The sequence below is a fragment of the Paenibacillus sp. GCM10012306 genome, from assembly GCF_042649265.1.
Lineage (GTDB): Bacteria > Bacillota > Bacilli > Paenibacillales > Paenibacillaceae > Paenibacillus_AQ.
Genome location: NZ_JBHRYW010000003.1, coordinates 100,114 through 123,674 on the forward strand (window position 1 = coordinate 100,114; position 23,561 = coordinate 123,674).

The following is a 23,561-nucleotide window of genomic DNA, read 5'->3' on the forward strand; positions in this document are numbered from 1 at the left end:
GTGTGTCTGTTTTTTTATACATATAGTTAAAAATATACTAAATTCACGTATGAATTATTACGCGAGTATGTTACTATTGGCTACATGAACGCATTAATACATTAAAGGGGACGATTTACGCTTCCTTATTCTTTATTTTTTATAAAAATGAAGAATTAAAGTGATGAAAACTTACATTGGGAGCGGTGATTGTAGAGGAGGGGATGTCATGTTTAGTTGGCTGGGATGGAAAACAGGCTTACCGCTATGGTGGTCAAATCGGCTGAACCGGAACCTGGAGTCTGATATTGCCGATATCTTTGAAGGAATTGCTGAAACAAGGCAAGAGATATTACATAATTGGGCGGAGTTATATTGGGGTTACTTAAGCAGGTTGCATGAGCAATTACGAATGCTTCAAGGCGAGTCCCGTTTTCCAGAGGGGCATGACTATTCGACATGGGAATCCTTATTTATGGCTACACGTGGCAGAGCGGCAGACTTTTCGGAGATTTTTGTACTGAGCCAAGAGGGGGACGTAATCTCGACCACCTTTCCTGCACATCGTGGAATGCGGTATGGCGAAGAGAGTGTAATTCGCAAGGGGTTACAGTATGCCTCAGAGGGTGCGGAGGGACAAAAATGCTTGTTCGGGCCTTACGCTGATCCAGTGACTCTGCAAGCTGGGCCGAGCACTTCATCGTTCTTTGATGAGATGACGTTATTATTTATTTTGCCGATTGTCAGACAAGGGAGAATTGAGAGCTTCTTGTGTGGACGTGTGCCCAATGATGTGATTGGGGATCTAATTCAGCGGGAATCGGGGCATATCTATCCTGATTCAGGCGACCATTATCTTTTTATGGCTGAGCCCCGCTTACAAACTGAGATTAAACCAGGTACTGCGTTATCCCGCAGCCGATTTGAGGATCGTACCTTCACACATGGCGAGAATCTGAAGGATGGTGTGACGACCCGCTGGGGTACAGTCAAGGTGGACAAGCATACGGAGTTGGAGCTGATGTTCACCGATCCTGCTTCAGGCGAGCTTCATCCCGGTGTGGCGAATACGATTGATAGCGGCAGCAATTTATTTGTTTCTTTTCCCGGATATTCGGATTACCGCCACATTCCTGTGATTGGAAAAGGGGTAACGCTTCAGCTGCCCCATTGCCCTGATGTATGGGGGATGATGTGCGAGGCTGACTTTGAAGAGGTCTATCGAACTCGCAGTCTTGGCTGGAATGTCACTAAGCGGATGCTGCCTCTGTTGCTCGCTATGACTGTTCTGATTGCAGGGATTGCTGGATTTTTGACAGGGGGTACAGAGGTTGGCGCGGTGGGCAGTGCTTTAATAATTGGTGCAGCAGTACTGATATATGGGCTGATAGGCTGGCAGATTATCCTCCGAACAAGCCTTCTTCCAGAAACGGGACGTATACGGCAGTTAAATCGCTTCTTACGTCACAGCACCGAGGGCAGCAGCGATCTGACGCAAAGAATCCCGCTTCAGGATTTTGGAAGAGATGAGCTGTTAGATACGGCCAAATGGATTAACAGTATGATTGACTCGCAGGAAGGGATTCTGTTGAAGGTCAAGCATGCGGCGGATGATGTGATGGTGAGCCAGCGGCAGCTGAGCACTTCAACTGTGGAGACAGAGCAATCGACTGAACGTGTAAATGAGCGGATTGAAATTATGGTGGAGAGTATCCTGCGTCAGCTGCAAGATCTTGATGCTGTAAGTGATGCCGTTGCGGACATGCGCGTGACCCTGCATGAGCTTGAACAACAAGCTGCGGATCAGATCTCAGTTGCCCGACAAGAGGTGGAGAACATTGGAGACAAGATGGCCGACATCACTCAGCAGGTATCAGCGACACATGAGACCATGGACTCTTTTGTAGGCACAACGCGCAGTATTGAGGATGTTCTGCAGATTATTGAGCGTATATCTTCACAGACGAATCTGCTCGCATTGAATGCTTCGATTGAAGCGGCAAGAGTAGGGGAGCATGGAAGAGGCTTTGCGGTTGTGGCTGCGGAAATTCGTAAGCTGGCAGAGACAACCGGTCAATCTGTAGCGGAGATCCAGGGGACCATCGGTCAGATTTATGCCGGTTCTGAGCGTGCGCAGCAATCCATGGCCGAGGTTACACAGGTTGTGAAGGAGGGCAGTGTCAGGGTTGCGGCAGCAACCGAACTGCTAATTCAGGCTAACGATCGGGAGGCTAGCAAATCTGAGGTCGTTGAACGGGTAGTGCGGTTGATGGCGGAGATCACGGCAGTTAGCATGGATAACCGGAATATTTCCGCCGAGGTCGAACAGAAGCTGGCAGCGCTCAGGAATGACTACGTACAAGTACAGCAAAGCGCTCAATATGTAGAGGTTATAGGTGAATTTTTGCAACAACTAATGGGGCAGTTCAGGTTAAAGGAAGTCAGAAGAAATTAGTAGATACAAGGGTTGTAATTTAGGCAATGTCACTGATTTATAGTATAGTGGTTAGAATGGACAACAAGAAAAGAGGGAACGAATGCCTACTATACTAGTTGCTGACGATGATGCGAACATTCGCGAACTTGTCTGTTTATTTCTTCGTAATGACGGATTTGAAACAGTCGAAGCGGCGGACGGCAAGGAAGCACTGAGCGTCTATGCCGCGGTGCCGGTCGATCTTGTCGTGCTTGATATTATGATGCCGGTTATGGATGGTTGGGCGTTATGCAAGGAGTTGCGAAGAGCCAATCCTGACCTTCCGCTACTTATGCTGACTGCGCGAGGCGAGACATGGGAGAAAGTGAAAGGATTTGAGCTAGGGACAGATGATTATTTGACAAAACCCTTCGATCCGCTAGAGCTGACGGTTCGGGTCAGGGCATTGCTGAAACGTTACCGGATTGGTTCCACGCAGACGATTCAGTTCGGTGACGTCACTCTGGACCGGCAGACTTATAAGGTGATGAAAGGGTCAGAGACGCTTGCATTGCCACTCAAGGAGTTCGAATTGCTGTACAAGCTGGCTGGAACACCCGGACAAGTCTATACGCGCGAACAGTTAATCGACCAGATTTGGGGTCTTGATTACGCAGGCGATGATCGAACGATAGATGTACATATTAAGCGCCTGCGTGAACGGTTCGGAGCCTCACCTGATTTTCGGATTGAGACGGTACGGGGCCTTGGTTACCGCCTTGAGGTATATGAATGATCAGATCTATCTATACACGTGTTGTCCTGACATTTCTAGTCTCTGTGGTTGGAGGCTCACTCATTGCTTTGTTGGTGGCAACCTGGGTATTTAAAGGTCAAGTGAACGAAAACGCGCAGATCCCTTTGCGTAACTTTTCGCAGGACATCGTTCGGCTTTACAATACGTTTCCGTCATATGAAGCCGACACATTCGTAAGTGGAATGAAGCAACTCAATTCCTATCATATTCAAATTTACGATGACATAGGTCAGTTCAGATCTTACGGAGCGCGAGAAGGACACAATCCTGTCCATGTGACAAGGGAACAAGTGAAAAAAGTGCTTAACGGAGAAGTGGTGCAACTTCATTTTTTTGGCGATACCACTAATCTTTTAGGAATGCCATTGAAAACAGAAATGGGAACGAAAGCGATGTTTGTGGAGATGCTCACTCCTCCATCAATTTCTTTTAACAGGAAACTGATATTGAATTTGTTGACCTATGCTTTGATCGCAGGTAGCCTACTGATTCTGGTTGCTGCCATGTTCCTGGTCAGACCGATCAAGAGGCTGACCAAAGCGACCAGGCGTGTAGCAATTGGGGATTTCAATGTTAAGCTGAAAATTAATCAGACCGATGAGTTGGGTACTTTGGCTCGCAGCTTTGAAGATATGATGCACGATCTACAGCAGCTTGAGCAGATGCGCAGAGAGTTCGTATCGAACGTCTCGCACGAGGTACAATCGCCGCTCACCTCAATATCCGGTTATGCTATTGCACTGAAGAACGTAGACCTTGCCGATCACGAGCGAAGACGTTATCTCGATATTATTATCGCTGAGGCTGCCCGAATGTCCAAAATGAGCGATAGCCTGCTAAAGCTGAGTGTGCTTGAATCACAGTCACAGCAACTGCGGCTGTCCTCGTTCAGCCTGGATGAACAAATCAGACGCGTCATCGTGGCGATCCAGCCCCAATGGTTGTCTCGTAATATCACTTTCGATCTTCAATTGAAGGCAGTGAACGTGTCGGCTGACTATGATCTATTAAATCAGGTATGGACGAATATACTCGGCAATGGCATCAAATTTTCCAAGGACAACGGCGTTATTCATGTCAGTGCCCTTTCAGATACCAAAGGCGTAACCGTCCGGATCTCAGACCAGGGCATCGGAATTTCCTTGGAAGATCAGCAGCGTATATTCGAGCGCTTCTTCAAGGCGGATCGTTCCCACAGCCGTAAATATGATGGTAGCGGTATGGGACTTGCCATCGTTAAACAGATCGTAACGCTTCATCAAGGTGACATCACAGTGGAGAGTGAGCCTGACCGAGGAACGACCTTCATTGTTACTTTGCCGATCACGACGCCAGAAGATTAGTCAGATTCTTAGGGTATCCAACACAAAGTCTAAATGGTGGTCCCTAGATCTCTCATGCTACGGCATTATGTGCAAGCTTGCTTGCAGATGAAGCTGTAGCATTTTTTTGTGCTTGTTCATACTCCGTTCATATTGGCGTCACGGGGAGTACATTTTTGTCATATAAGCTTTGTTTAGAGTGAAACTAGGGGAGGCAATAAAATGAAGATGGGCCCAAAGATGAAAAAAGCGCTCAATATTTTATTAAAAACAGTAGGCGGTATAGTGATAGCAATTGTGCTATTTCTAGTTGTTACATCTACAGTTAACGTTATTAGCACAAAGTCGGAGGCCGCAAAAATACAATCCTATGGTCAGTTAGTACCAGTAGACGGGAAAAAGATGAATGTAATGATTCAAGGAGATGGCGAGGAAACGGTTGTACTACTACCGGGTTATGGAACAGCATCACCAGCGCTTGATTTCAAGCTGCTGATCGATGAATTATCCCCATACTACAGAGTTGTAGCGGTTGAGCCTTTCGGTTATGGATTAAGTGATCGGACTGAAAAAGAGCGAACCACCGAAAATATTATTAGCGAAGTTCATGAAGCCTTGCAACAGCTTAATATTGACCACTATGTACTAGGAGGCCATTCTATTGCAGGTATTTACGGGATAGCTTATGTGAACAAATATCCAAACGAAGTAACCGGATTTGTCGGGGTCGATACCAGTGTTCCAACACAAGCTGGAATGGATGCTAAATTGCCAATTAAAGAATTCGCATTTCTTGAAAAAGCAGGTCTGGTAAGATTGATTAAGAAAGTAAGTGGTGATCCATATGCTGGCTTAGCATTTGATGAGCAAACCAAAGAACAAATGAGATTGATTTCGAATAAAAACTCGAATAATTCCACCAACTTAAACGAAATGCAGCATATTGCTTCTAATTTTGTAGATGCTCGAGGTTTAACATTCCCTAAAGAGCTGCCCCTAATCTTCTTTATCGATGCGAATAATACCGCTAACCAAGGCTGGCAACAGCTGCATGAAGATCAAGTCAAAGATTCTGTACATGGAAAAGTAGTATCATTGCCTGGCAGTCATTACTTGCACCATACGAAATATAAGGAAATCGCCGAAGGCTTTAGGGAATTCATGGAACAAGCGAAATAAACAGAATGAATAGAATATTCATCTTGTCAAAAGGGTTCGTGTCCGCACGAACTTTTTTTGGCATAGAATTAGTTTATTAATACTATACCTTGATAGGGTGATGGGTAATGTTCCACCATATTATATGGGGGATTTGCTACATAATGCTTGTCAACAGTCCCTACTAGAACTAGAAGGAGTGATGGTGTTGTGAAAACAATTAATCCAACAATAGAGCCTATGAGAGGTTGTTATTGGTAAAAATGAGAACCTCTCGTTAGGCAACGGGAGGCAGATATTATATGATGTTACTAAAAAATATGGTTCGGGGATCAGAGAATGATTCCGTGGCCAAACAATTGATTCAGCGCTGGGAACATGACAGGGATACGCTGAATTTTTGGAGAGCTAGCAGCAATTTTATCTACGAGTTTAAAAGAAACGATATTCCGTATTTTCTTCGTTTCGTCCATGAAGAAGACAACAATATCGATAATATTCAAGCTGAGCTTGACTTCATGAATTACCTCCGAGCAGAAGGCTATTCGACGGTTGCTCCAGTCCTTTCTACAAACGGTCACAGCATCGAAACGCTAACCGTAGCTGGCGAGGGAAGATACTTTGGCGTAGTGTTCGAACAAGCGCGTGGGGATCATCTTCCGCTTGAGCAAATGACGTATCAGCAGATCGAAGATTGGGGCAGATCGCTAGCTACATTACATATTTTATCGAAGTCCTATTCTTCTGAAGGGGTAGCCCGAGGAAGCTGGGAGGATGCACTGACGTTCGTCTCTTCCGTATTAGAACTTGATCCCGGGGAGCGGGAAGCCCGGCAAGAGCTTGAAAATTTGCGTCATCATCTATTGGAGCTTCCGACCGATGCAGAACATATGGGATTAATCCATTATGACTTTGAGACTGACAATCTCTTCTACGAGGCCGGGGAATCACGGTACTGTGTCATCGACTTCGATGATGCAATGGTGCACTGGTACGCAATGGATATTGTATCGGCCATTTCAGATCTACTGGATCAAGGAGATGAGGATAGTCAGCGGAAAATAGAGCATTTTCTAATCGGCTATCGTTCCATCAAGCATTTGGAGGAGACTTTCGTACAATACTTTCCGATCTTCCAAAGGTTTGCTGACCTTTATAAGTATGCTAGGCTCCTTCGCACTATAGAAGGGCTGGATATTCATTCCTCACCGGAATGGGCTGTAAGTCTCAGGGAGAAACTGGTGGGGGTCTGTCGTGGAATGCGCGAACGTTTTAGTCAACGTGAGGTGAGGCTCCGTCCGATAGATCAAAGTAATTGGTATGCTTGCACGCAGCTTGAGGTAACAGCAGAACAGAAGGAAGTGTTTCCAGTTCCGGCGATCTACTGGCTTGCAGAATCAGCCTATTGTGGCTTTACACCGCTGGCTATTTACGCTGGCGAACAATTAGTGGGATTGACAGTCTATGCGGTTGATCCCGAGGATGGAGCCTATTGGATTATGGCCTATATGATCCATCATAAGTTTCAACAGCGAGGATTGGGGTTGGCTGGAATGAAGTCACTCCTACGAACGATCCAAGAAAAGCATGCTTGCGATAAAATAATGTTGGGTCATCGAATGGAGAATGAGGTAGCCTCACGCATGTATGCTTCACTGGGCTTTGCAGAAATAAGCCGTAACGAAGATGAGGTCATACGTGAATTGCAATTTATGGGCTGACAGTCGATAGACTATTGATAGCCTGGGGTACTGTATACAAAAGAATCCACCGTCTAATGAGGGACTCATTAAGCGTTGGATTCTTTATTTTTTGCACAGAATAATCCTTACTGTTCAGTCACATAGTCAAAGCTTATCTCATCATACTGATCGTCAGCATCCTCCAAAACCTCAATCACCGCGGAATAGCGTTCCCCGCTCTTGGAATCTGCAACCCATATGATCTTCAGGGGTAAAGGCAGATGTCCGGTTACACAATCCCATAACGCATCCAAATTACGACCGTACCATTCAGGCAGACCAAGGCTTTGCTGTAGCCAATCATGGATGTCCTCGTAACGATCTCCCTCTGACTGTCTCAGTTCCACAACGTTGCTCATTCGGAGACACTGCCTTCCTTGGTAATATCCGTAAACGACTTATAATGATCGGTAGTCATGTAGATCAACCCGTCATTTGAATAGAGAATACGATCCGCGCCACGGGAGCCCTTCTTATAGTTAATATCCGCTTCATACCAAATCCGGTTCTTTGCCTTGGGTAAGAGTCCTTCCCGGTTGCCAAAACGGTCCCCGCCGATGCTTTTGCCTGGTGCGACCTTGTTTAGATTCCCTTTGGAAGCAACCCAGCCGAGCCCTTCGGCTTCCTTCTTCGTAATGAAATTATCCGGAAGGGTATGGTGCTGTCGAATATAATCCGAAACCTCTTTGAATCCTGTAAGCGGAGCCTGGGACTTGTCCGGTGCCTTGGGAGCGTTGGAGGCTTTCGGGGAAAGGGTGGATTTCGGCTGTGCCGTTTGGCTGGTGGACGTTGGAGTTGGCTCATGGAATTCCGAAGAGTTGTTGTTGCTGTTGATGATCTCTCCGCAGCCAGTCAGGGCAATGACCAGAATTACCGCCATCACGGCGAGCCAGGAACGCGACCAACGGCTCAGCTGTTGCATCAATACTTCAAACATGGTGTTACCTCACTTCTGTTTATCTTTTTGTCCAAGTGTACCAAATTCAGCGGGAATAAGACAGTGCAACGAACGCTGGTGATCTGAAAGTGGGTCGTTACCCTAACAGGACTTTCGTTGACATCGGCATACTGATACGTTAAAATTAGAATGATCATTCTGATTTGGTGATGACTGTTCAATTTTCAATGGGGGATACACATAGCATGTTTGAGAAATATAAGAAATCTAAAAAAGCTGTACTGGAAACCACACTTCGGCTTCTTAGCCAGCATGATCTTCAAGCGACCTCGATGTCTTTGATCTCCAGTGAATCCGGAGTTTCGATGGGCAGTATTTACAATAGCTTTTCGGGAAAAGAAGAGATTATTAATGAGCTGTATACCAGTATCGTGAAGTATCAGACGGAATATGTGCTTCAAGGCTTCAATGACAGCACAGATATTTTCGAACGTTTCCAAAAAGCTTGGCAGCGGGTTGTTCAGTCTAGTGTCGACAATCCCGAGGCATTTCAGTTCATGGAGCAGTATTCGCTGTCGTCGTACATTTATGATGAATCCAAGAAGTTTGCTTATGAGGAAAACTGGTGCGGTCCGCTGGCTGTAATGTATGCCGAAGCTATGGAACAACAAATCTTCAAGCAGAGCGATCCTCGATTGATGGTGCAAATGCATTGGGGAACGTTTGTGTTTCTGGTTAAAGGGCATTTGCAAGGCAACCTGAAGCTTAATCCTGAAGTCATGAAGATGGCGATTTCATCGAGTTGGAACTCTATAAGTACAGTGAAGGCTTTCTTGCCGTAGATTACGGCAGTTTTTTAGAGAAAATAGAATGAACGTTCACTACAATAAAGAGATTATTTCGATTGTTAATTTTGGACAGAATATCTAATGAACCCCTGCTTGACAAGGAACAGAGAAGATCATAATATCTAGAGTGAACGTTCATTCTATTTTTTATATCAAACCATTGAAGGAGAGATTCAAATGTCAAAAACTATTTTTATCACCGGAACTAGCAGTGGTTTGGGTAAATTAACAGCAATTCATTTCGCGAAATTGGGCTGGAATGTGGCAGCAACGATGCGTTCTCCAGAGAAAGAGACTGAGCTTACAGGATACAGTAACATCAAAATATTCAAGCTGGATGTAACAGATGTGGAGCAGGTGCGTAAGGCGGTTCAAGAGGCAACTGAGGTTTTTGGTAAAATTGATGTCGTTGTTAATAACGCAGGAATGGGGGCTTATGGTGCGTTGGAGCTTGCCGATGAAGAAACTATCGACTGGCAATTCGCTGTGAATGTCCGAGGACCGATTAATGTTATTCGCGGATTCCTGCCGCATTTTCGGGAAAATGGGGGCGGTAAGTTTATTAACATCAGTTCGCTCATGGGCTTGACTACGGCTGTACCAATCGGATCACTGTATAACATGTCCAAATTTGCACTCGAAGGGCTGACAGAAGGACTGTACTATGAATTGAAGCCGCTCAATATTGGACTGCACTTGATCGAACAAGGCGGTTCGGCCGGAAACAATTTCTTGAACAACATCATTTGGAGCAGAAGTGAAGAGATTCGAGCTTATGATGATGTAATCGCTACGGTAAAACAAAGCTTCGAGCGCTCAGCAGAAAGTCCAGCCGATGATCCGCAAGAAATCGTAAATGCGATTGCCAAGCTGGCAACCGGTGAAAGCAACCAGTTCCGCACACTTGTCGGAAAAGCGACCGAAGATTTGGTAGCCCTCAGAGAGTCTGTGCCGATCGAGCAGTATCTGGAAACGATAGCCGCCAACTATAATTTGTAATTAATTGTAAGAACAATACTCCATCATTTAGCAGGGGATCTGGTGGTGTATTTCATAACAACTCTGAACGGATAAATAAAGAACCATCGCCCAAGCCAAAACAGGCTTGAGGCGATGGTTCTTACTTCATACGCTATATGTTACATGCTACATGTTATATCATGTAAGCTCTTGAATCCCGGATAAACAGTTCGTTGTGTACATATTACAGCGCTGTGTAGCCGCCATCAATCGTAAATACGCTTCCGGTGACAAAGGAGGAGGCTTCAGAAGCCAAATAAACAGCGATACCTCCCAATTCTTCAGGTAAACCAGGACGTTTCATTGGTGTGAGCTCCGCCCATTTTTTCACCATATCGCCATTCTCTTCAAAATAAGGACGGGTCAGCTCTGTCACCATATAACCAGGAGCAATGGTGTTTACGCGAATACCATGCTCGGCCCATTCCACTGCAAGGCTTTTGGTGAACATAATTACCGCGCCTTTGGAAGTATTGTAAGCAGCCTGCGGTTGAGGCCAGTTAACAATTAATCCTGACATCGAAGAAGTATTGATGATCGTTCCCCGTTTTTGCTCACGCATAACATGACCAACGGCATTGCTTACCAAGAACATGCTGTTGATATTGACATCCATAATTTTCTGCCAGGCACTATACTTCATTTCTTCAATTTTAATATGCTGTCCAATGCCGGCGTTATTGAAGAGAATGTCGATCCGGCCGAACTTGTCCTTAACAACTTCTACCATTGCATTAACTTCGTCAGCGTTGGTCACATCCACCTTTACAGCCAAGGCTTGTACACCGGCCTGTGCTTCAATCTCTTTGGCAGTAATCATTGCTGCTTCGAGGTTAAGGTCAGCGATGACAACATTAGCACCTGCTTCGGCTACTGCCGTAGCAATGGCTTTTCCTAAGCCAATAGCTCCTCCTGTTACAATAGCAACCTGATCATTTAATTTAAATTTATCCATAATACTCATATGAATTCCCTCCATGATTTGTCCCTTATATAAGGGAGTGTAATTGAATTAAATCGCTTCAGCCTCGCGTTCTACTTTTAAGAAGAATGCCAATACAGCACCTAATAGATAAAGGCCGGCCAAGCTCCAGATGAAGCCGAGGATTCCAAAGATCGAGAAAAGGGTACCGGCCAGCACAGGGCCGATGAATTGGCTTAATCCGGCAGACAGGTTATGAATGGACATTGCTGCACCTTTGTTTTTGGGGTCAAGAGCAGGGAAGATAGCCGACATCGGAACAAATCCGGCTAATCCGATACCCAGAAAACCTGATACACACATCATTAACCAGAAATTCGGACCAAACCAGATAGGAACATAATAGAACAGTAGGCACGCCACTGCACACCACACACACCCAGCCCACATAACGACTTTATTCCAGGCAATTTTGTTAGCAACCAACCCCCAAATCAAATTAAAAATAATATTGACAGCATACATAGCTCCCCAAATTCGTAGCCATTCAGAGGTAGTGAATCCAACTTGACTGCTAGTAAGGAAGATTGGCATAGCCACAACGAATCCATATACGACAAGCTGGTTGATAATGCGTATAACGAAAGCAATTGCGATTTTGGAATTTGTGAACAGAATAGTTATTCCCTTTTTCATGGTTTCAGCTACATTGTTTCCATCGGCCTTTTCTCTATCAAATCCGCCTTTAGTAAAGAAGACACCAATGGCTCCGCCAATGACAATAAGAATAGTAGATAACCAAAGGGTTCCTGTGAAGCCGATATGAGGAATTGTGAAGCTAGGTAGATAGGTGCCAATTACACCAAGCCCTAATGAATGGGCAAACCAGAACAAGCCCATCGCACCCGGCAGATTTTTATTCGGAGTTGTATAGGCAATCCACACCACAAACGAATAAGCGAACAGAGGGTAACCAAACCCGCGTAAACCGTACATAATCAGCATCATCGTATAATTTTCAGGTAGGATCCCGAAGGTAATAAATCCAATATGGAATACCACCCAGATCGCTACGCCTGTCAACATAACTATCCGTGGTCCCCAAATTTCAGCAAACAAGGCTGCGAGCCATGAGGAGGCTGCTACAGCTACTCCGTAAAGGGTGAAAAGCAACGCGGATTGACTGCTGCTAAACCCCATATCAACAATTTGTTTGGACAAAAACGCCTGCTCGATTCCATCTCCTGTCATGAAGATGGCCAGAGCGATTAAGCCCCAGAATAATAAGCTTGGCATTCCAAGCACTGATCTTTTAGGTGAACCATTCTCTGCTTTTGTCATGAAGTCCTCTCCTAGATCATATTCAAATGTATAAAATTTAAATCTAGCAAAATAACAACTTGAAATACGAACGTAACCGGTTACGAAGATATGATTGAATCACTACTATCGTCTCACATTCGTATGTTTAAGATGAATTTTGTTTCTGTATCGTAGCACACCTTTTTTTATTGCGCAACCGGTTACAAGCTGTTTTTTTGTTGATTAACTAGAGAAAATCAGCTTATTTCATCAAAAAAACCTTCTTGTTACGCGCATGACTATTAATGTTTGACAAATAAAAATAGAGGGTGATATAGTTACGTAACCGGTTACGAAATATTGAATACTCTGCTTTAAGTAAGCTACTAGAGTACATTTACTATTTTACAGGAGGAAAATTTATTATGGCTTTAATTGGTCCATCACTAATGTGTGCAGATATGGGGATATTACAAGAAACAGTCATAAGGCTTGATCAAGCGGGTGTAGATTTCTTTCACCTGGATGTAATGGATGGGAGCTTTGTACCGAACTTTACGTTAGGACCCGACATGATAAAAAGCATACGACCGCATACAAGCAAACCATTCGATGTCCACTTGATGATTAAACAGCCTGAGCACTATTTAAATCTATTCATTGATGCGGGTGCTGATATGATCTCTGTGCATGCGGAAGCAACGGAGCATCTACAAAGAACTTTGCAAACGATTCGTAATCAGGGGATAAAAGCTGGCGTTGCTTTGAATCCGTCCACTCCGATCAACGAACTTCAATATATATTGGATGTCACGGATTACATTACGATCATGACGGTTAATCCCGGATTCGCCGGTCAAAAATTCATTCCTTCCATGTATAAAAAGATTGCTGATATCAAAGAAATGATTGATCGTGAAGGCTACAATGTGCAAATTCAAGTGGATGGTAATATTGGCTACGAGACGATCCCAGGTGTATTAGATAACGGGGCAGACATGCTCGTGTGCGGCACATCATGTTTGTTCAAGCCGGATATTACCTTTGAAGAAGCGGTAGCAACACTAAGAGCGTTTAACAAAAATTACATTAAATCATAAAGCTGGAGTGGAAGTAATGGGAGAAATAACTGTAGTTGGGAGTCTAAATGTAGATATCGTTGCTTTTACGAAGGATTACCCCAAGCATGGAGAAACCCACTTTGGTGAGCGGATGTTGACATTGCCTGGCGGCAAAGGGGCTAACCAGGCTGTTACAAGTGCTCGCTTGGGAAAAGCAGTGCAGATGATTGGCTCGATTGGCACCGATTTTTATGGGGATAGCATGGTTAAAGCGATGCAGGACAATGGAGTCGATACTTCATATATCAGACGGGCAGAGGAGCATTCGACTGGATGTGCAATTATTACAGTTGATCATACAGCGGAGAACACAATGCTTGTAATCAAAGGCGCCAATGATTGCTTGTCTGCCAAAGATATTCAAGATGCATTCGCTAATATAGAAAATAGCAAGATTTTGCTGGTCCAGATGGAGATTCCTGAAGAAGCAATCATTGAAGCGATGGTTCAGGCAAAAAAGAAAGAGATGTTTGTGATTCTTGATCCCGCACCGGCGGATGGTATTGTGAAGCATGCTCTGCCATATGCGGATTTAATCGTTCCTAATCAACAGGAAACGAAGGAACTCACCGGAATAGATGTTACAGATATAGACTCTGCGATACAGGCTGGTGAATACTTTGATCGCTTAGGGGTGAAGAACTCTATTATTAAAATGGGCGATAAAGGATCATTGGTGTACAAGCAGGGCAAGGTGGAATATGTCGAGGCAATTAAAGTTAAAGCGATCGATACGGTTGGTGCAGGGGATTCCTATGCAGGAGCTATCGGCTTTGCGCTCGCGGATGGAACAAATCTTGTTGCAGCAGCACAATTTGCAAGCATCGTCGCGGCAATCAAAGTCTCTAAACGAGGTGCCCAGGCAGGCATTCCTACACTTGATGAGGTTAATCAGTTTTGTTTAGAGAAGGATATTTCCTATTACTTATTGGATGCTTAATGAGGATTGAAGCGGAATTCCACAGCATAATCGTTCTTATTTGAAACAAGAGCCGTCTCATTGTAGTTAAAACTACTTGTGAGACGGCTCTTTTGTTTGGTGTTATTTCATAGAAGACTCGCGGACAATAAGCTCCACATCGAGTTCAATCTTTTTAAAATCAGACGCTGGTTCTTTCATTAATCTGAGCAGCTCTTCCATAGCCACTTCTCCCATTTTATAGCTTGGTTGCTTGATGGTTGAAATCGGTGGGTTCGTATACTGGGACATGTCAATCCCGTCGAACCCGACGATGGCTAATTCATCCGGTACCTTACGGCCCCACTCATGAGCAGCTTTTAATAAACCGATTGCCATCAAATCATTGGATGCAAACACGCCATCTATGTCGCTATGACGCTGAAATAATTCTTTCATGCAGAGGTAACCGCTTTTTACACTGAAATCTCCTTGGGCAATCCAGCTTTGATCAAACCAATCGGCATCTTTTACACAGTCCCTGTATCCCCACATGCGCTGAACAGCTGTAAAATCATCCTCTGGACCACGAATAAGTCCGATTCGTTGACATCCAATGTCGAGAAGATGCTTGGTAGCCAATTGAGCGCCTAGCCGATGTTTAACCCCGATAGAAGAAAATTCATGCGTTGTGAATGTCCGGTCAAGTGTAACTATAGGAATCCCGCTGGCATGCAGTTCTTCCAAGTCTTCTTTGTTTATGTTAAGTGAACTGATGATGATCCCATCAACATATCTTTCTTGAAGTGAAGCGAGGTATTTACTTACCTTTTCTCGTTCATCATCTGTATTGCATAGAAAGATATTGAGTCCATAAGCATTGGCTACATCTTCAACTCCGCGGGCCAGCTCTGGAAAGAATGGGTTACTGATTGTCGGAACAAGTAATGCCACTGTGCTGGAAGTCCGGCTGGCCAAGCTTCGGGCTACCACATTCGGCTTATAGCCTAACTCTTTAATGGTTGCTTGCACTCTTGCTATGGTTTCAGGTGTTGCCTGACCTTTATTATTAATAATCCTCGATACCGTAGCCACAGAAACTTTTGCTTTAGCGGCAACTTCTTTAATTGTAGTCAATGAAACGCCCCCTGCATACGCACATACCTTTACGTAACCGATTTCCAAAAGCGTAACACTCTTTAAATTATCCTGTCAACAAGCCACGGCTTATCACGCTTTTAACTGCTGCAACAGCATTTTTTGCTTTTATAGGATAATCCTATTAAGGGTATAATTCTTATATATTTCCAATATTAACCTTTCGTATATAAAATGAAATTGTCATCATTCTTGAAAGGCATTCGTGAAACAGCGCTACCCGAATGCTAAGTTTACCTTGGTGGATTTGAGCGAAGAGATGCTTAAGGTTGCTCGTCAAAGGTTCGGAAAAGATCCTAATGTTCAGTACATAGCAGCGGATTACTGTAATTATCCTTTCACGGAGCAATATGATATCATCATCTCCTCTTTATCCATTCACCATTTGACTCACCCAGATAAAAGCACTCTTTTTCAAAAGATATACAATCTCCTGGCTCAAGGCGGTATCTTTATCAATGCAGACCAGGCAGCTGGTTCATCTTCTTATTTCGATAATCGGTATAAAGAACAGTGGCAAGAAGCCGTGCACAAGTCGGGGTTAGCAGAACAAGCCATTGAAGCTTCCATCACGCGAAGAAAACAAGACATCAACGCCACAGTAGAAGATCAACTTCAATGGCTGCGTGCAGCCGGATTTGCAGAGGTGAATGTTGTATATAGCTATAACGAGTTTACGGTATTTTTTAACTTGAAGTAATTGAATTTCAACTGTAAAAAGCACAAGGGGACTGCAAAAGGCTCTCCATTAGCAACCTGTCGCAGTCCCCGAAACAATGTCCGCTGTGACTTCTTTAGCTCTATTTCGAAAATTATTTACTCAGGAGCTTGGCCTTCTGTAAATCAAATTCTTCTCTTGTAATTAAGTCTTGTTTTAATAGTTCAGACATTTTTAATAATTCATCTGCCACTGAGCCGTTTGAAGTTTCTGGCTTATCAGTGATCTTATCTTGCTTAACATCGCTTTGCAACTCATTTTGTCTCATCAAGATGCTAATAATACTATTCCACTGGGCTACTTGTTCTAATGCTGCTTTTACAACAGGTTCTTCCTTACTTTCCGCAGAAGAGCTTTTAAAAAAAGGGACATAGTAATTTGGTTTTAGAGTATCCTCTACTGTGATCTTTAATTGTATGTTTTTAACTTTCTCCTCTGATACTCTTTCTTTAAAAGGTCCTTCCAATAGCATGTTACTACTAATGATAACTTCATCAATTATTATTTCTGACCCTATAATTTGTTTGAAATCATACAACTCATTATCAAATTGTGAAGTGAAACAAATTCTCTTACTATTTTCATCATAGGAAAGGAGTAAGCTTAGCTCCGGAGTAAAATAGCTTTGACTAGGTGAATATGAAAGTATATTTTGAAGCATACTTCTAAGTCTTCCTTTACGGAATCCGTGAGACAATCACACGAGAGACGTTAGCACCGCCCATTCCACCGCTCAGCTTAATTACGTTGTTCGTACCTGGTTGCAGATCGATTAGCCGGTTCGTCCGGCCGGTGTAATTGCCCCAGCCTCCTGTACCTGGAAGGGAGAGGAAGTACCCATCTCCAGCTGTATCACCGCTGCTATTCACTTTAAAGGCGGCTCCGCTGTCGCCGGAAGCATAAAGAACGGTAAGCAAGGCCTTGCCGCCGTTTGTCCCCCCATTGATGCCGGACAACTGGATGTAGGAGCCGCTAATATGCATATTTTCCACACTATTGCCGGATTTGATAGCCCCGCCTCCGACGGTGACGTTGCTGCTGGTAATCGGATACTCTGTTTTCTGAGTGTATTGATCAAAATTTTCGTTAATTAAGTCATAATACTTTATTTCCGTAGCATTGGAACGAGGACCGACAGCGGAGACTCCGTCTGTTGTCTGAATGACCTTCTGAATCGTTCCATCTGGATTAAAGAATAGCTGATCCACACAGACAGAACGGAGCGTGCCGTTTGAAGAGATTTTGGAATTGTGGTAGAACAGATACCAGTTACCTTTGTACTCTACGATTGATCCATGTGTAGTCTCACTGCTGGTAACCGGGTCCAGCATCACCCCACGATTGACCCATGGTCCCAGTGGGCTACTGCTGGTAGCGTACCGCATTTTGTTGGCACCGGGATTGTTGTCGGAGTACATCAGGTAATAGATACCGTTCCGTTTGAAGACCCATGAAGCCTCATGGAAGTCCTGCAGCTCGGTGAATTGCTTGACCGGGCCATCGATCGACACCATGTCGGCTCCCAGCTTGACACCATAGCTCGTCCCGCCACCGCCAGCATATAGATAGTAACTGCCGTCGTCATCACGGAACACCGCAGGGTCAATAAGGTTGCTACCGGGAAGTCCCTGAATATAGCCTTGGACGGTGAAATCGGCGGCTGGCTTATCGCTGGTGGCGACACCGATCTTCCAGGAGTTGTTCCAATTCGTATCACTTGGGTGAGGGAAGTAGAAGTAATAGGTTCCATCCTTGTAAGCAGCGTCAGGAGCCCACATAAAACCGCCTTCCGGTCGTCCCCACGGCACATCATCCGAGCGCAGGATTTCTCCTTCATCCACCCAGTCGACCATATTATCTGATGAGAAAACATGATATTTATCCATTAGATCGCTGCCTCTGGAAGGAAAGATATCATGTGAGGCGTAGACATAAATCCGTCCGTCATTCCAAACATGCGCAGAGGGATCAGCGGTAAAGATGCTAGTGAAAATAGGGTTTCCTGACTTAATGTCGTTAGCCGAGGCTGTAGAAGAGGGGCCGATCCCAGGCAAAACGGACAACAGCATGGTTCCTGTCAAGAGTAGACGAATAAGCTTTTTCTTCATAAGTGTTACCTCCTCGTTACATGTATTTGTAATACATTCCCGATTTGCAGATTCCAATTCATACCCTAAGCCTGCTTGGTAACGAAAAAGCGATAATCCTCTAATCTTCACCTCCTTAATATTTAAAGTGTAAAAAAATGTAAAATATGATTCAACATCAGTGTACAGCAATTGTAAGCGCTTTTATAATGAGGGAATCTTAAACTAACAAGGTCATTCTTAGCTTGATGAAACCAACTATATTTCGCTGAAGGGGATTGGTAAAAAGCTCCCACTGGCCTTTGAAGCGGTCAAAGACTTGAATTGAGGCATTCTCGGCAATACCGTTTCCTCTGAAGGGCTGCATCAGGAAGAAATCGTTCACAAAATAATCTGTTCCTTCGGAACAGTGGGGCGGAGTAGCAATAAGGGCAAACCCAGCAGGAATATCATCGACTCTGAATAAAAAAGGATACAGACATCCTGGTTTTTCCCACCAGATGTTCTGGACATCATATTGATCGATTAATGTTCTGAACTCCAAACTTTCTTCAAAGATTCCATGTATATTGGGGATGTGGCCCTCAGTCAGGCCATAATGTCCTGATAGGTCGTATAAGTAGAGTGGATATAGATTTTTAATAATGTATGCTTCGTCGTGACTAGTCAGGGTAACTTCTAATTTCATCATAAGACCTCTTTCTTGTAGGAGTAGGAGTAGGAGTAGGAGTAGGAGTAAATCGTTAATGTGCTCACCCCATTTTAAAATAGTAATGCAGATTGGTATGGGTACATTTTCGATATAGCTGATCTTTATACACGCGAACAAGCCATTTATCCACTCTTACGCGCAGATTGACATCAGGAGGATACTATACTACAATCCGTAGTATGATGGAGCGTGATGGTCATGAAGATTAAGAAAATGAATGTCGGCGGTGAGGGGCTGAATCGTTTTTTTGGGCCGCTCGAAGCGAAAATTATGGACATCCTCTGGTCCTCCGAGGGTCTCAAGATCAAGGAAGTACAGTCGATCCTGAATCAGGAAAGCACCATTTCGGTAAATGCGGTGATGACAGTGATGAGTCGTTTGGAGAGTAAAGGACATCTGAAGAAAATGCTAGTCGGAACTGGTAGAACCCAAGCGGCGCAATACAGCACTGTACAATCTAGAGAAGAGTTTGTGTCCGAACAGACGAAAGCTGTATCGCATGGGCTAATCAAAGAATACGGCAGTCTTGTCGTAAGCCACATGATTGATGCGCTGGACGAGGTAGATCCTGAGACTATCGCTAAGCTGGAACGCAAATTGGGTGAGATCAAACGAGGGAAAAAAGAATGAACGCTCGGCTGAAGCTAAGATGGATGTCGGCGCTTATGCTCGTCTTCATCGCTGTGTTCAGTGTACAGATGGGAATCTTCGTTACCCGCCAAGTTGGAGAGAGTAGTCTTAAGGCATGTATCATGTTGTACTGGGCATTCGATCTAATTATTGCCTATACGCTTATCCGGGTGATGTGGCGAATCACAGCGCAAGCGTATTTATCGCGAAAATGGAACAGGCTATTCGGCTCCATGAAGCACGATAAATTAACTAAGACGCTAAATTACAAATACCGCAGCTTGGGAACGGAAATTATAGTCGTGCAGGACGAAGCCTTTGTTGCGCTGGCGCTGGGTCTTTTCAAACCGAAAATTGTCATCTCTACCCATGTCCTCGAACAATTCAGCGACAAGGAAGTAAAGGCTATATTGCTGCACGAGTGGCATCATTGCCGCAATCGCGATAATGTGAAGCTATTTCTGATGACTCTGCTTACTGAGGCTTTCGGTTACTGGCCGATCATGAAGCCAATTTTTCGTTACTATGAGACGTGGACAGAACTGCTGGCTGATCGCTTTGTCATAACCCGGATGGGAACCGAGCTGCATCTGGCAAAAGTTCTGTTGAAGCTATCGAGGTGGGGGAAGATTCAGCCTGCTGTAGCCGTACATTTTGCAGCATCCGCTTTGAATTATCGTATGATACAGGTTCTGGAGCCGAATGAGACGGTAAAGGTTAAGATAGCATTGCTTAGACCCTTGTTGTTCTCAATATCCATGCTGCTGTTGCTCATGTTGGGCGGGGATACGTAAGTCCCCTTTTTTTGCACAATTGTACTACGTATTGTAGTTTAATTAACAGGAGGATATTCGAAATGAGAGTTGTTTTATTTACGATCGGAAATTACCAAGTCCATTCTTATGGAGTCATTGTGGCTTTGGCGGTTTTATTGGCACTGGGGATGGCACATTATTTGGCTAAAGGGAGCATATATCGGGAGCATATCTTCAATATAGTGCCCTATGTGGCTGTGGGGGCGATTGTGTCTGCACGGATCTGGCATGTGTTCTTTTTCCAATGGGGGTATTACTCACAGCATGTAATGGAGATATTGTATATTTGGCAGGGCGGCATTTCTATTCAAGGCGCGTTAGTCGGCGGTTTTCTTGCTATCATCTATTATACGAAAAAGCATCGGCTATCCTTCTGGGAATTTGCAGATATTCTCGCCCCGGCTATTATTTTAGGTCAGTCACTCGGCAGAATCGCTTGCTTCCTTAACGGAGACGCGTATGGTTCACCGACCGGATCGGGCTTTGGTCTTGTTTACCCTCCGGGTTCGATGGCGTATGACGCTTATGGTTCCCAGCCGCTTTGGCCGGCAGAAATATGGGAAGGGCAGTGGGATTTGGTTGTATTCGTCATTCTAATTCTGCTGAAGAATAGAAAATGGCCAACGGGAGTGCTGTTCCTGGCTTACAATATTTTGTATTCGTTCGGGCGGTTTAACCTGGAGTGGCTGCGTGGAGATTCACCGAGGTACATGTTTAACTGGACAGCAGGTCAGTGGACCAGCTTCAGCGTGATTATGGTCAGCGTAGGCCTGATTGTTTATCTGGTTCTGCATGACCGGAGTAAAGTGCAGCTTGCGGGTGCAGGGAAGGGAATCTGATTCATAATGATGAAAAAACGAGCCCTAGATTAATTCTAGTGGCTCGTTTTAATGATCTTTTTAAGGACGCTGTTTTATAACTACTTCATTTCAGTCATGAACGCTCGGAAGTTCTCAGCAATCGCCTTGGACTGGGTGTGGTGTAAATAATGGTCTCCTTCAAGCTTCACCAGTTTCCCGTGTTCAGATTGTTTAATTTGCTCTTCGTGCAGCGGAATCCAATCTTTCACTCCTGTGTTATTAGCGGCTACAAAGAGAATCAAAGGCAGATTTGGCGGGAAGCTTAACTTGCGGGCACCCACGAAATTGTCATAAAGATTCTTCAATTCATTCAAGGTTGTGTCTTCGTTGCTATTTCGGTTCGAAAGCATTTTTAATAGTTCTCTAGTATGTTCATCATAGCCTAGAGAAGCATAAGGGTCGCTGCCCACCTTCAGTATCAATCGGAGCAGACCAGACTTATTAAGAAATTTAAATCCTTGTATTGGTAATTTAGTGTCCATTCCGCCTTGTGTAGGTACACTGGTATCGATTCCGGCAAAGGCAGTGACTTCATTAGGATATTTGTTTACATAATCCAAACCGTATATGCCTGTGATGGAGTGCCCCATCAGAATGAAACGGTTAATGCCGAGCTGCTGCAAAGCTTCATGAATTTCACTCACAATATTATCTGTAGTGCGTTCCTTATCGGTCGGGTCACTCAATCCATAACCAAAAGGCTCTACAGCGACTACTTTATAGTGTGGAGAGAGTTCAGCGATCAGCGGCTTGAAATCTAAAGCTGGACCTGCAGTTCCATAGCCGGGAAGGAGCACGATGGTTTCATCGCCTGATCCCTCAATATATACGTTCATTTTTTTGCCGTCTACAGGTACTAGTTGGCCATAAGCGTTTTCTAACTTCTTTTCCTCCGCTTTGGTACTAATCTTATCAGCAATAAAAGTAATTGCTAGAAAAAGTATGACGGCTGCAATAATTCCGCCAATTACTATAAGAGAGATTTTCCCTATTTTTTTGGCTATCGATCCATTCCTCGTTTTTACTACATCTGTCTGTGTCACAGTCATCTTCTCCTATCCTGATCTGTATATTCAGCTGCTTGAAAGAGCCATTGCAATCAGTCTAACCAACGAACATGTACTCTTCATGACCCTAATATGAACTGAATATGAACAGGTAAAAAGAAACTACGGAACGGATAACCCCCTTTTGATTTGGGTAACTTAGTGGAAAATCGGATGTTTTTTAGACGACTAAACTAAGGGGGATAAGATGCGATTCATTCATATAATCATACTCGTTGTTTCGATGGGAATAACGCAGACTTCATATTGCTACGCAGTGGGGGAACAGCCAACAGAGGATTCGAGAGAACTACAGCTACAAGATATGCTTGTCCTGCAGTTGTTACCGTATATGGACGAAAAACTTGCAGAGGTCTATTCGAATACATTAACGGCTCCGCCTGTTTTGTACCCTTATTATGTTGATGTTACACATACTGAAAGAGTTAATGGATTTCGCGGGTTTGATTTTCTAATTACTCTTGATGCAACCCCAGTAGTTGGTCCTCATATCCCTGTCGGAGAGGATCTTTTTACATATCAGGTATCACCTTTCGGGGTGAAGCTTAAGAAATTCGAACATTTGAAAGGGCCGAATCCCCATGAGTTCCCTCCTAATTACAAGGATTTATTAAAGTAATGGGAGATGGATAGTAAAAAAGGAACTTGCACTTAAATCACGAATCCTAATGTAATAGATCCCTATAATTTAACAGACAGGAGTTAAATCCAATGATAAAAGGTTTCGGAGGCGTATTTTGGAGGACTAAGAATATTGAAGTTGTGAAAAAATGGTACAGTGAAGTGTTGAAGATAGAAATAGGAGATTGGAATGGAACGATGATAAAGCCTCAATCCGGAAATGAGACGATCTTTTCTTTCTTTACCGAGGATGACAGTTATTTTCCAACAGAACAACAAGTGATGTTAAATTTTGAGGTATATAATTTAGACGAGACTATTCAACATCTTGAACGAATTGGTGTTCCACTTGCCAAGAAAAAAGAGAGTGGCGAGTTTGGAAAATTTATATGGATTGAAGATCCTGACGGTCGACTGGTCGAGCTTTGGGAGAGATAGTTGTATTTATTG

Annotated in this window: 24 protein-coding genes; 15 read left to right on the forward strand and 9 right to left on the reverse strand. The window is 44.1% G+C overall.

The genetic code is table 11. The features are described from left to right. The first annotated feature begins 208 nt into the window (after positions 1-208). The 5 genes from ACFORK_RS07730 to ACFORK_RS07750 all read left to right on the forward strand — a co-directional run bounded on the left by ACFORK_RS07730 (position 209) and on the right by ACFORK_RS07750 (position 7,413). Positions 209-2,434: a methyl-accepting chemotaxis protein gene (locus ACFORK_RS07730; RefSeq protein ID WP_379197373.1), complete on the forward strand. Its 2,226-nt coding sequence runs from the start codon at positions 209-211 to the stop codon at positions 2,432-2,434. Between the two features lie 82 nt (positions 2,435-2,516). Next, positions 2,517-3,191 (forward strand): response regulator transcription factor, encoded by a 675-nt coding sequence (locus tag ACFORK_RS07735; protein ID WP_379197375.1) that lies wholly within the window; start codon positions 2,517-2,519, stop codon positions 3,189-3,191. Next, complete coding sequence (locus tag ACFORK_RS07740; protein ID WP_379197377.1) at positions 3,188-4,555, forward strand: sensor histidine kinase; 1,368 nt, start codon at positions 3,188-3,190, stop codon at positions 4,553-4,555. Before ACFORK_RS07735 ends, ACFORK_RS07740 begins: the two co-directional genes overlap by 4 nt. A gap of 201 nt (positions 4,556-4,756) precedes the next feature. Continuing rightward, positions 4,757-5,713, forward strand: a complete 957-nt coding sequence (locus ACFORK_RS07745; protein ID WP_379197379.1) for an alpha/beta fold hydrolase — start codon at positions 4,757-4,759, stop codon at positions 5,711-5,713. Positions 5,714-5,994: 281 nt separating this feature from the next. Then, on the forward strand, positions 5,995-7,413 hold the full coding sequence (locus ACFORK_RS07750) for a GNAT family N-acetyltransferase (protein WP_379197381.1): 1,419 nt from the start codon (positions 5,995-5,997) through the stop codon (positions 7,411-7,413). A 107-nt stretch (positions 7,414-7,520) separates the two neighbouring features. Here ACFORK_RS07750 and ACFORK_RS07755 read toward each other — a convergent pair whose 3' ends face one another. Continuing rightward, positions 7,521-7,793: a barstar family protein gene (locus tag ACFORK_RS07755; protein ID WP_379197383.1), complete on the reverse strand. Its 273-nt coding sequence runs from the start codon at positions 7,791-7,793 to the stop codon at positions 7,521-7,523. Further along, positions 7,790-8,371, reverse strand: a complete 582-nt coding sequence (locus tag ACFORK_RS07760) for a ribonuclease domain-containing protein (RefSeq protein WP_379197385.1) — start codon at positions 8,369-8,371, stop codon at positions 7,790-7,792. The genes ACFORK_RS07755 and ACFORK_RS07760 overlap by 4 nt, the downstream gene beginning before the upstream one ends. Positions 8,372-8,577: 206 nt before the next feature. Here ACFORK_RS07760 and ACFORK_RS07765 point away from each other — a divergent pair, with 206 nt between their 5' ends. Both ACFORK_RS07765 and ACFORK_RS07770 read left to right on the forward strand, forming a co-directional pair. After that, entirely contained in the window at positions 8,578-9,174 is a 597-nt protein-coding gene (locus tag ACFORK_RS07765) for a TetR/AcrR family transcriptional regulator (protein ID WP_379197387.1), read from the forward strand. A gap of 183 nt (positions 9,175-9,357) precedes the next feature. After that, on the forward strand, positions 9,358-10,179 hold the full coding sequence (locus ACFORK_RS07770) for an SDR family oxidoreductase (RefSeq protein ID WP_379197389.1): 822 nt from the start codon (positions 9,358-9,360) through the stop codon (positions 10,177-10,179). A 205-nt stretch (positions 10,180-10,384) separates the two neighbouring features. Here the strand turns inward: ACFORK_RS07770 and ACFORK_RS07775 are convergent, their stop codons facing one another. Together ACFORK_RS07775 and ACFORK_RS07780 are read right to left on the reverse strand one after the other, a co-directional pair. Next, positions 10,385-11,164 (reverse strand): glucose 1-dehydrogenase, encoded by a 780-nt coding sequence (locus ACFORK_RS07775; protein ID WP_379197391.1) that lies wholly within the window; start codon positions 11,162-11,164, stop codon positions 10,385-10,387. 48 nt (positions 11,165-11,212) lie between these two features. Further along, entirely contained in the window at positions 11,213-12,463 is a 1,251-nt protein-coding gene (locus ACFORK_RS07780; RefSeq protein ID WP_379197393.1) for an MFS transporter, read from the reverse strand. A gap of 386 nt (positions 12,464-12,849) precedes the next feature. On the opposite strand from ACFORK_RS07780, the gene rpe reads away from it, so the two are divergent. Further along, positions 12,850-13,524, forward strand: coding sequence for a ribulose-phosphate 3-epimerase (gene rpe / locus ACFORK_RS07785; protein ID WP_379197395.1), 675 nt, complete (start codon positions 12,850-12,852; stop codon positions 13,522-13,524). A 16-nt stretch (positions 13,525-13,540) separates the two neighbouring features. Then, positions 13,541-14,485, forward strand: a complete 945-nt coding sequence (gene rbsK / locus ACFORK_RS07790) for a ribokinase (RefSeq protein ID WP_379197397.1) — start codon at positions 13,541-13,543, stop codon at positions 14,483-14,485. A 102-nt stretch (positions 14,486-14,587) separates the two neighbouring features. Here the strand turns inward: rbsK and ACFORK_RS07795 are convergent, their stop codons facing one another. Next, a complete protein-coding gene (locus ACFORK_RS07795; protein WP_379197400.1) occupies positions 14,588-15,580 on the reverse strand; it encodes a LacI family DNA-binding transcriptional regulator in 993 nt (330 codons plus the stop codon). 226 nt (positions 15,581-15,806) lie between these two features. Between ACFORK_RS07795 and ACFORK_RS07800 the strand changes: the two genes are divergently transcribed. Then, positions 15,807-16,301, forward strand: coding sequence for a class I SAM-dependent methyltransferase (locus ACFORK_RS07800; protein ID WP_379197402.1), 495 nt, complete (start codon positions 15,807-15,809; stop codon positions 16,299-16,301). A gap of 112 nt (positions 16,302-16,413) precedes the next feature. Here ACFORK_RS07800 and ACFORK_RS07805 read toward each other — a convergent pair whose 3' ends face one another. From ACFORK_RS07805 to ACFORK_RS07815, 3 genes are all read right to left on the reverse strand, one after another. Beyond that, a complete protein-coding gene (locus ACFORK_RS07805) occupies positions 16,414-16,980 on the reverse strand; it encodes a hypothetical protein (protein ID WP_379197404.1) in 567 nt (188 codons plus the stop codon). A 16-nt stretch (positions 16,981-16,996) separates the two neighbouring features. After that, the gene (locus ACFORK_RS07810; protein ID WP_379197406.1) at positions 16,997-18,427 is read right to left on the reverse strand and encodes a family 43 glycosylhydrolase; all 1,431 of its coding nucleotides are present in this window, start codon (positions 18,425-18,427) and stop codon (positions 16,997-16,999) included. Positions 18,428-18,626: 199 nt separating this feature from the next. Further along, positions 18,627-19,094, reverse strand: coding sequence for a GNAT family N-acetyltransferase (locus ACFORK_RS07815; RefSeq protein WP_379197408.1), 468 nt, complete (start codon positions 19,092-19,094; stop codon positions 18,627-18,629). A gap of 222 nt (positions 19,095-19,316) precedes the next feature. On the opposite strand from ACFORK_RS07815, the gene ACFORK_RS07820 reads away from it, so the two are divergent. The 3 genes from ACFORK_RS07820 (at position 19,317) to lgt (ending at position 21,402) form a co-directional block, all read left to right on the forward strand. Further along, a complete protein-coding gene (locus tag ACFORK_RS07820) occupies positions 19,317-19,748 on the forward strand; it encodes a BlaI/MecI/CopY family transcriptional regulator (protein ID WP_379197410.1) in 432 nt (143 codons plus the stop codon). Then, positions 19,745-20,542, forward strand: a complete 798-nt coding sequence (locus ACFORK_RS07825) for a M56 family metallopeptidase (protein WP_379197412.1) — start codon at positions 19,745-19,747, stop codon at positions 20,540-20,542. Before ACFORK_RS07820 ends, ACFORK_RS07825 begins: the two co-directional genes overlap by 4 nt. A gap of 62 nt (positions 20,543-20,604) precedes the next feature. Then, a complete protein-coding gene (lgt, locus tag ACFORK_RS07830) occupies positions 20,605-21,402 on the forward strand; it encodes a prolipoprotein diacylglyceryl transferase (RefSeq protein ID WP_379197414.1) in 798 nt (265 codons plus the stop codon). An 80-nt stretch (positions 21,403-21,482) separates the two neighbouring features. Here lgt and ACFORK_RS07835 read toward each other — a convergent pair whose 3' ends face one another. Next, positions 21,483-22,472, reverse strand: a complete 990-nt coding sequence (locus ACFORK_RS07835) for an alpha/beta fold hydrolase (RefSeq protein WP_379197416.1) — start codon at positions 22,470-22,472, stop codon at positions 21,483-21,485. Positions 22,473-22,677: 205 nt separating this feature from the next. Between ACFORK_RS07835 and ACFORK_RS07840 the strand changes: the two genes are divergently transcribed. Together ACFORK_RS07840 and ACFORK_RS07845 are read left to right on the forward strand one after the other, a co-directional pair. Continuing rightward, positions 22,678-23,109 carry a DUF3888 domain-containing protein gene (locus tag ACFORK_RS07840; RefSeq protein WP_379197418.1) on the forward strand — a complete coding sequence of 144 codons (432 nt, stop codon included), beginning with the start codon at positions 22,678-22,680 and terminating at the stop codon, positions 23,107-23,109. Between the two features lie 92 nt (positions 23,110-23,201). Then, positions 23,202-23,549 carry a VOC family protein gene (locus tag ACFORK_RS07845; protein ID WP_175374718.1) on the forward strand — a complete coding sequence of 116 codons (348 nt, stop codon included), beginning with the start codon at positions 23,202-23,204 and terminating at the stop codon, positions 23,547-23,549. Positions 23,550-23,561 lie beyond the last annotated feature (12 nt).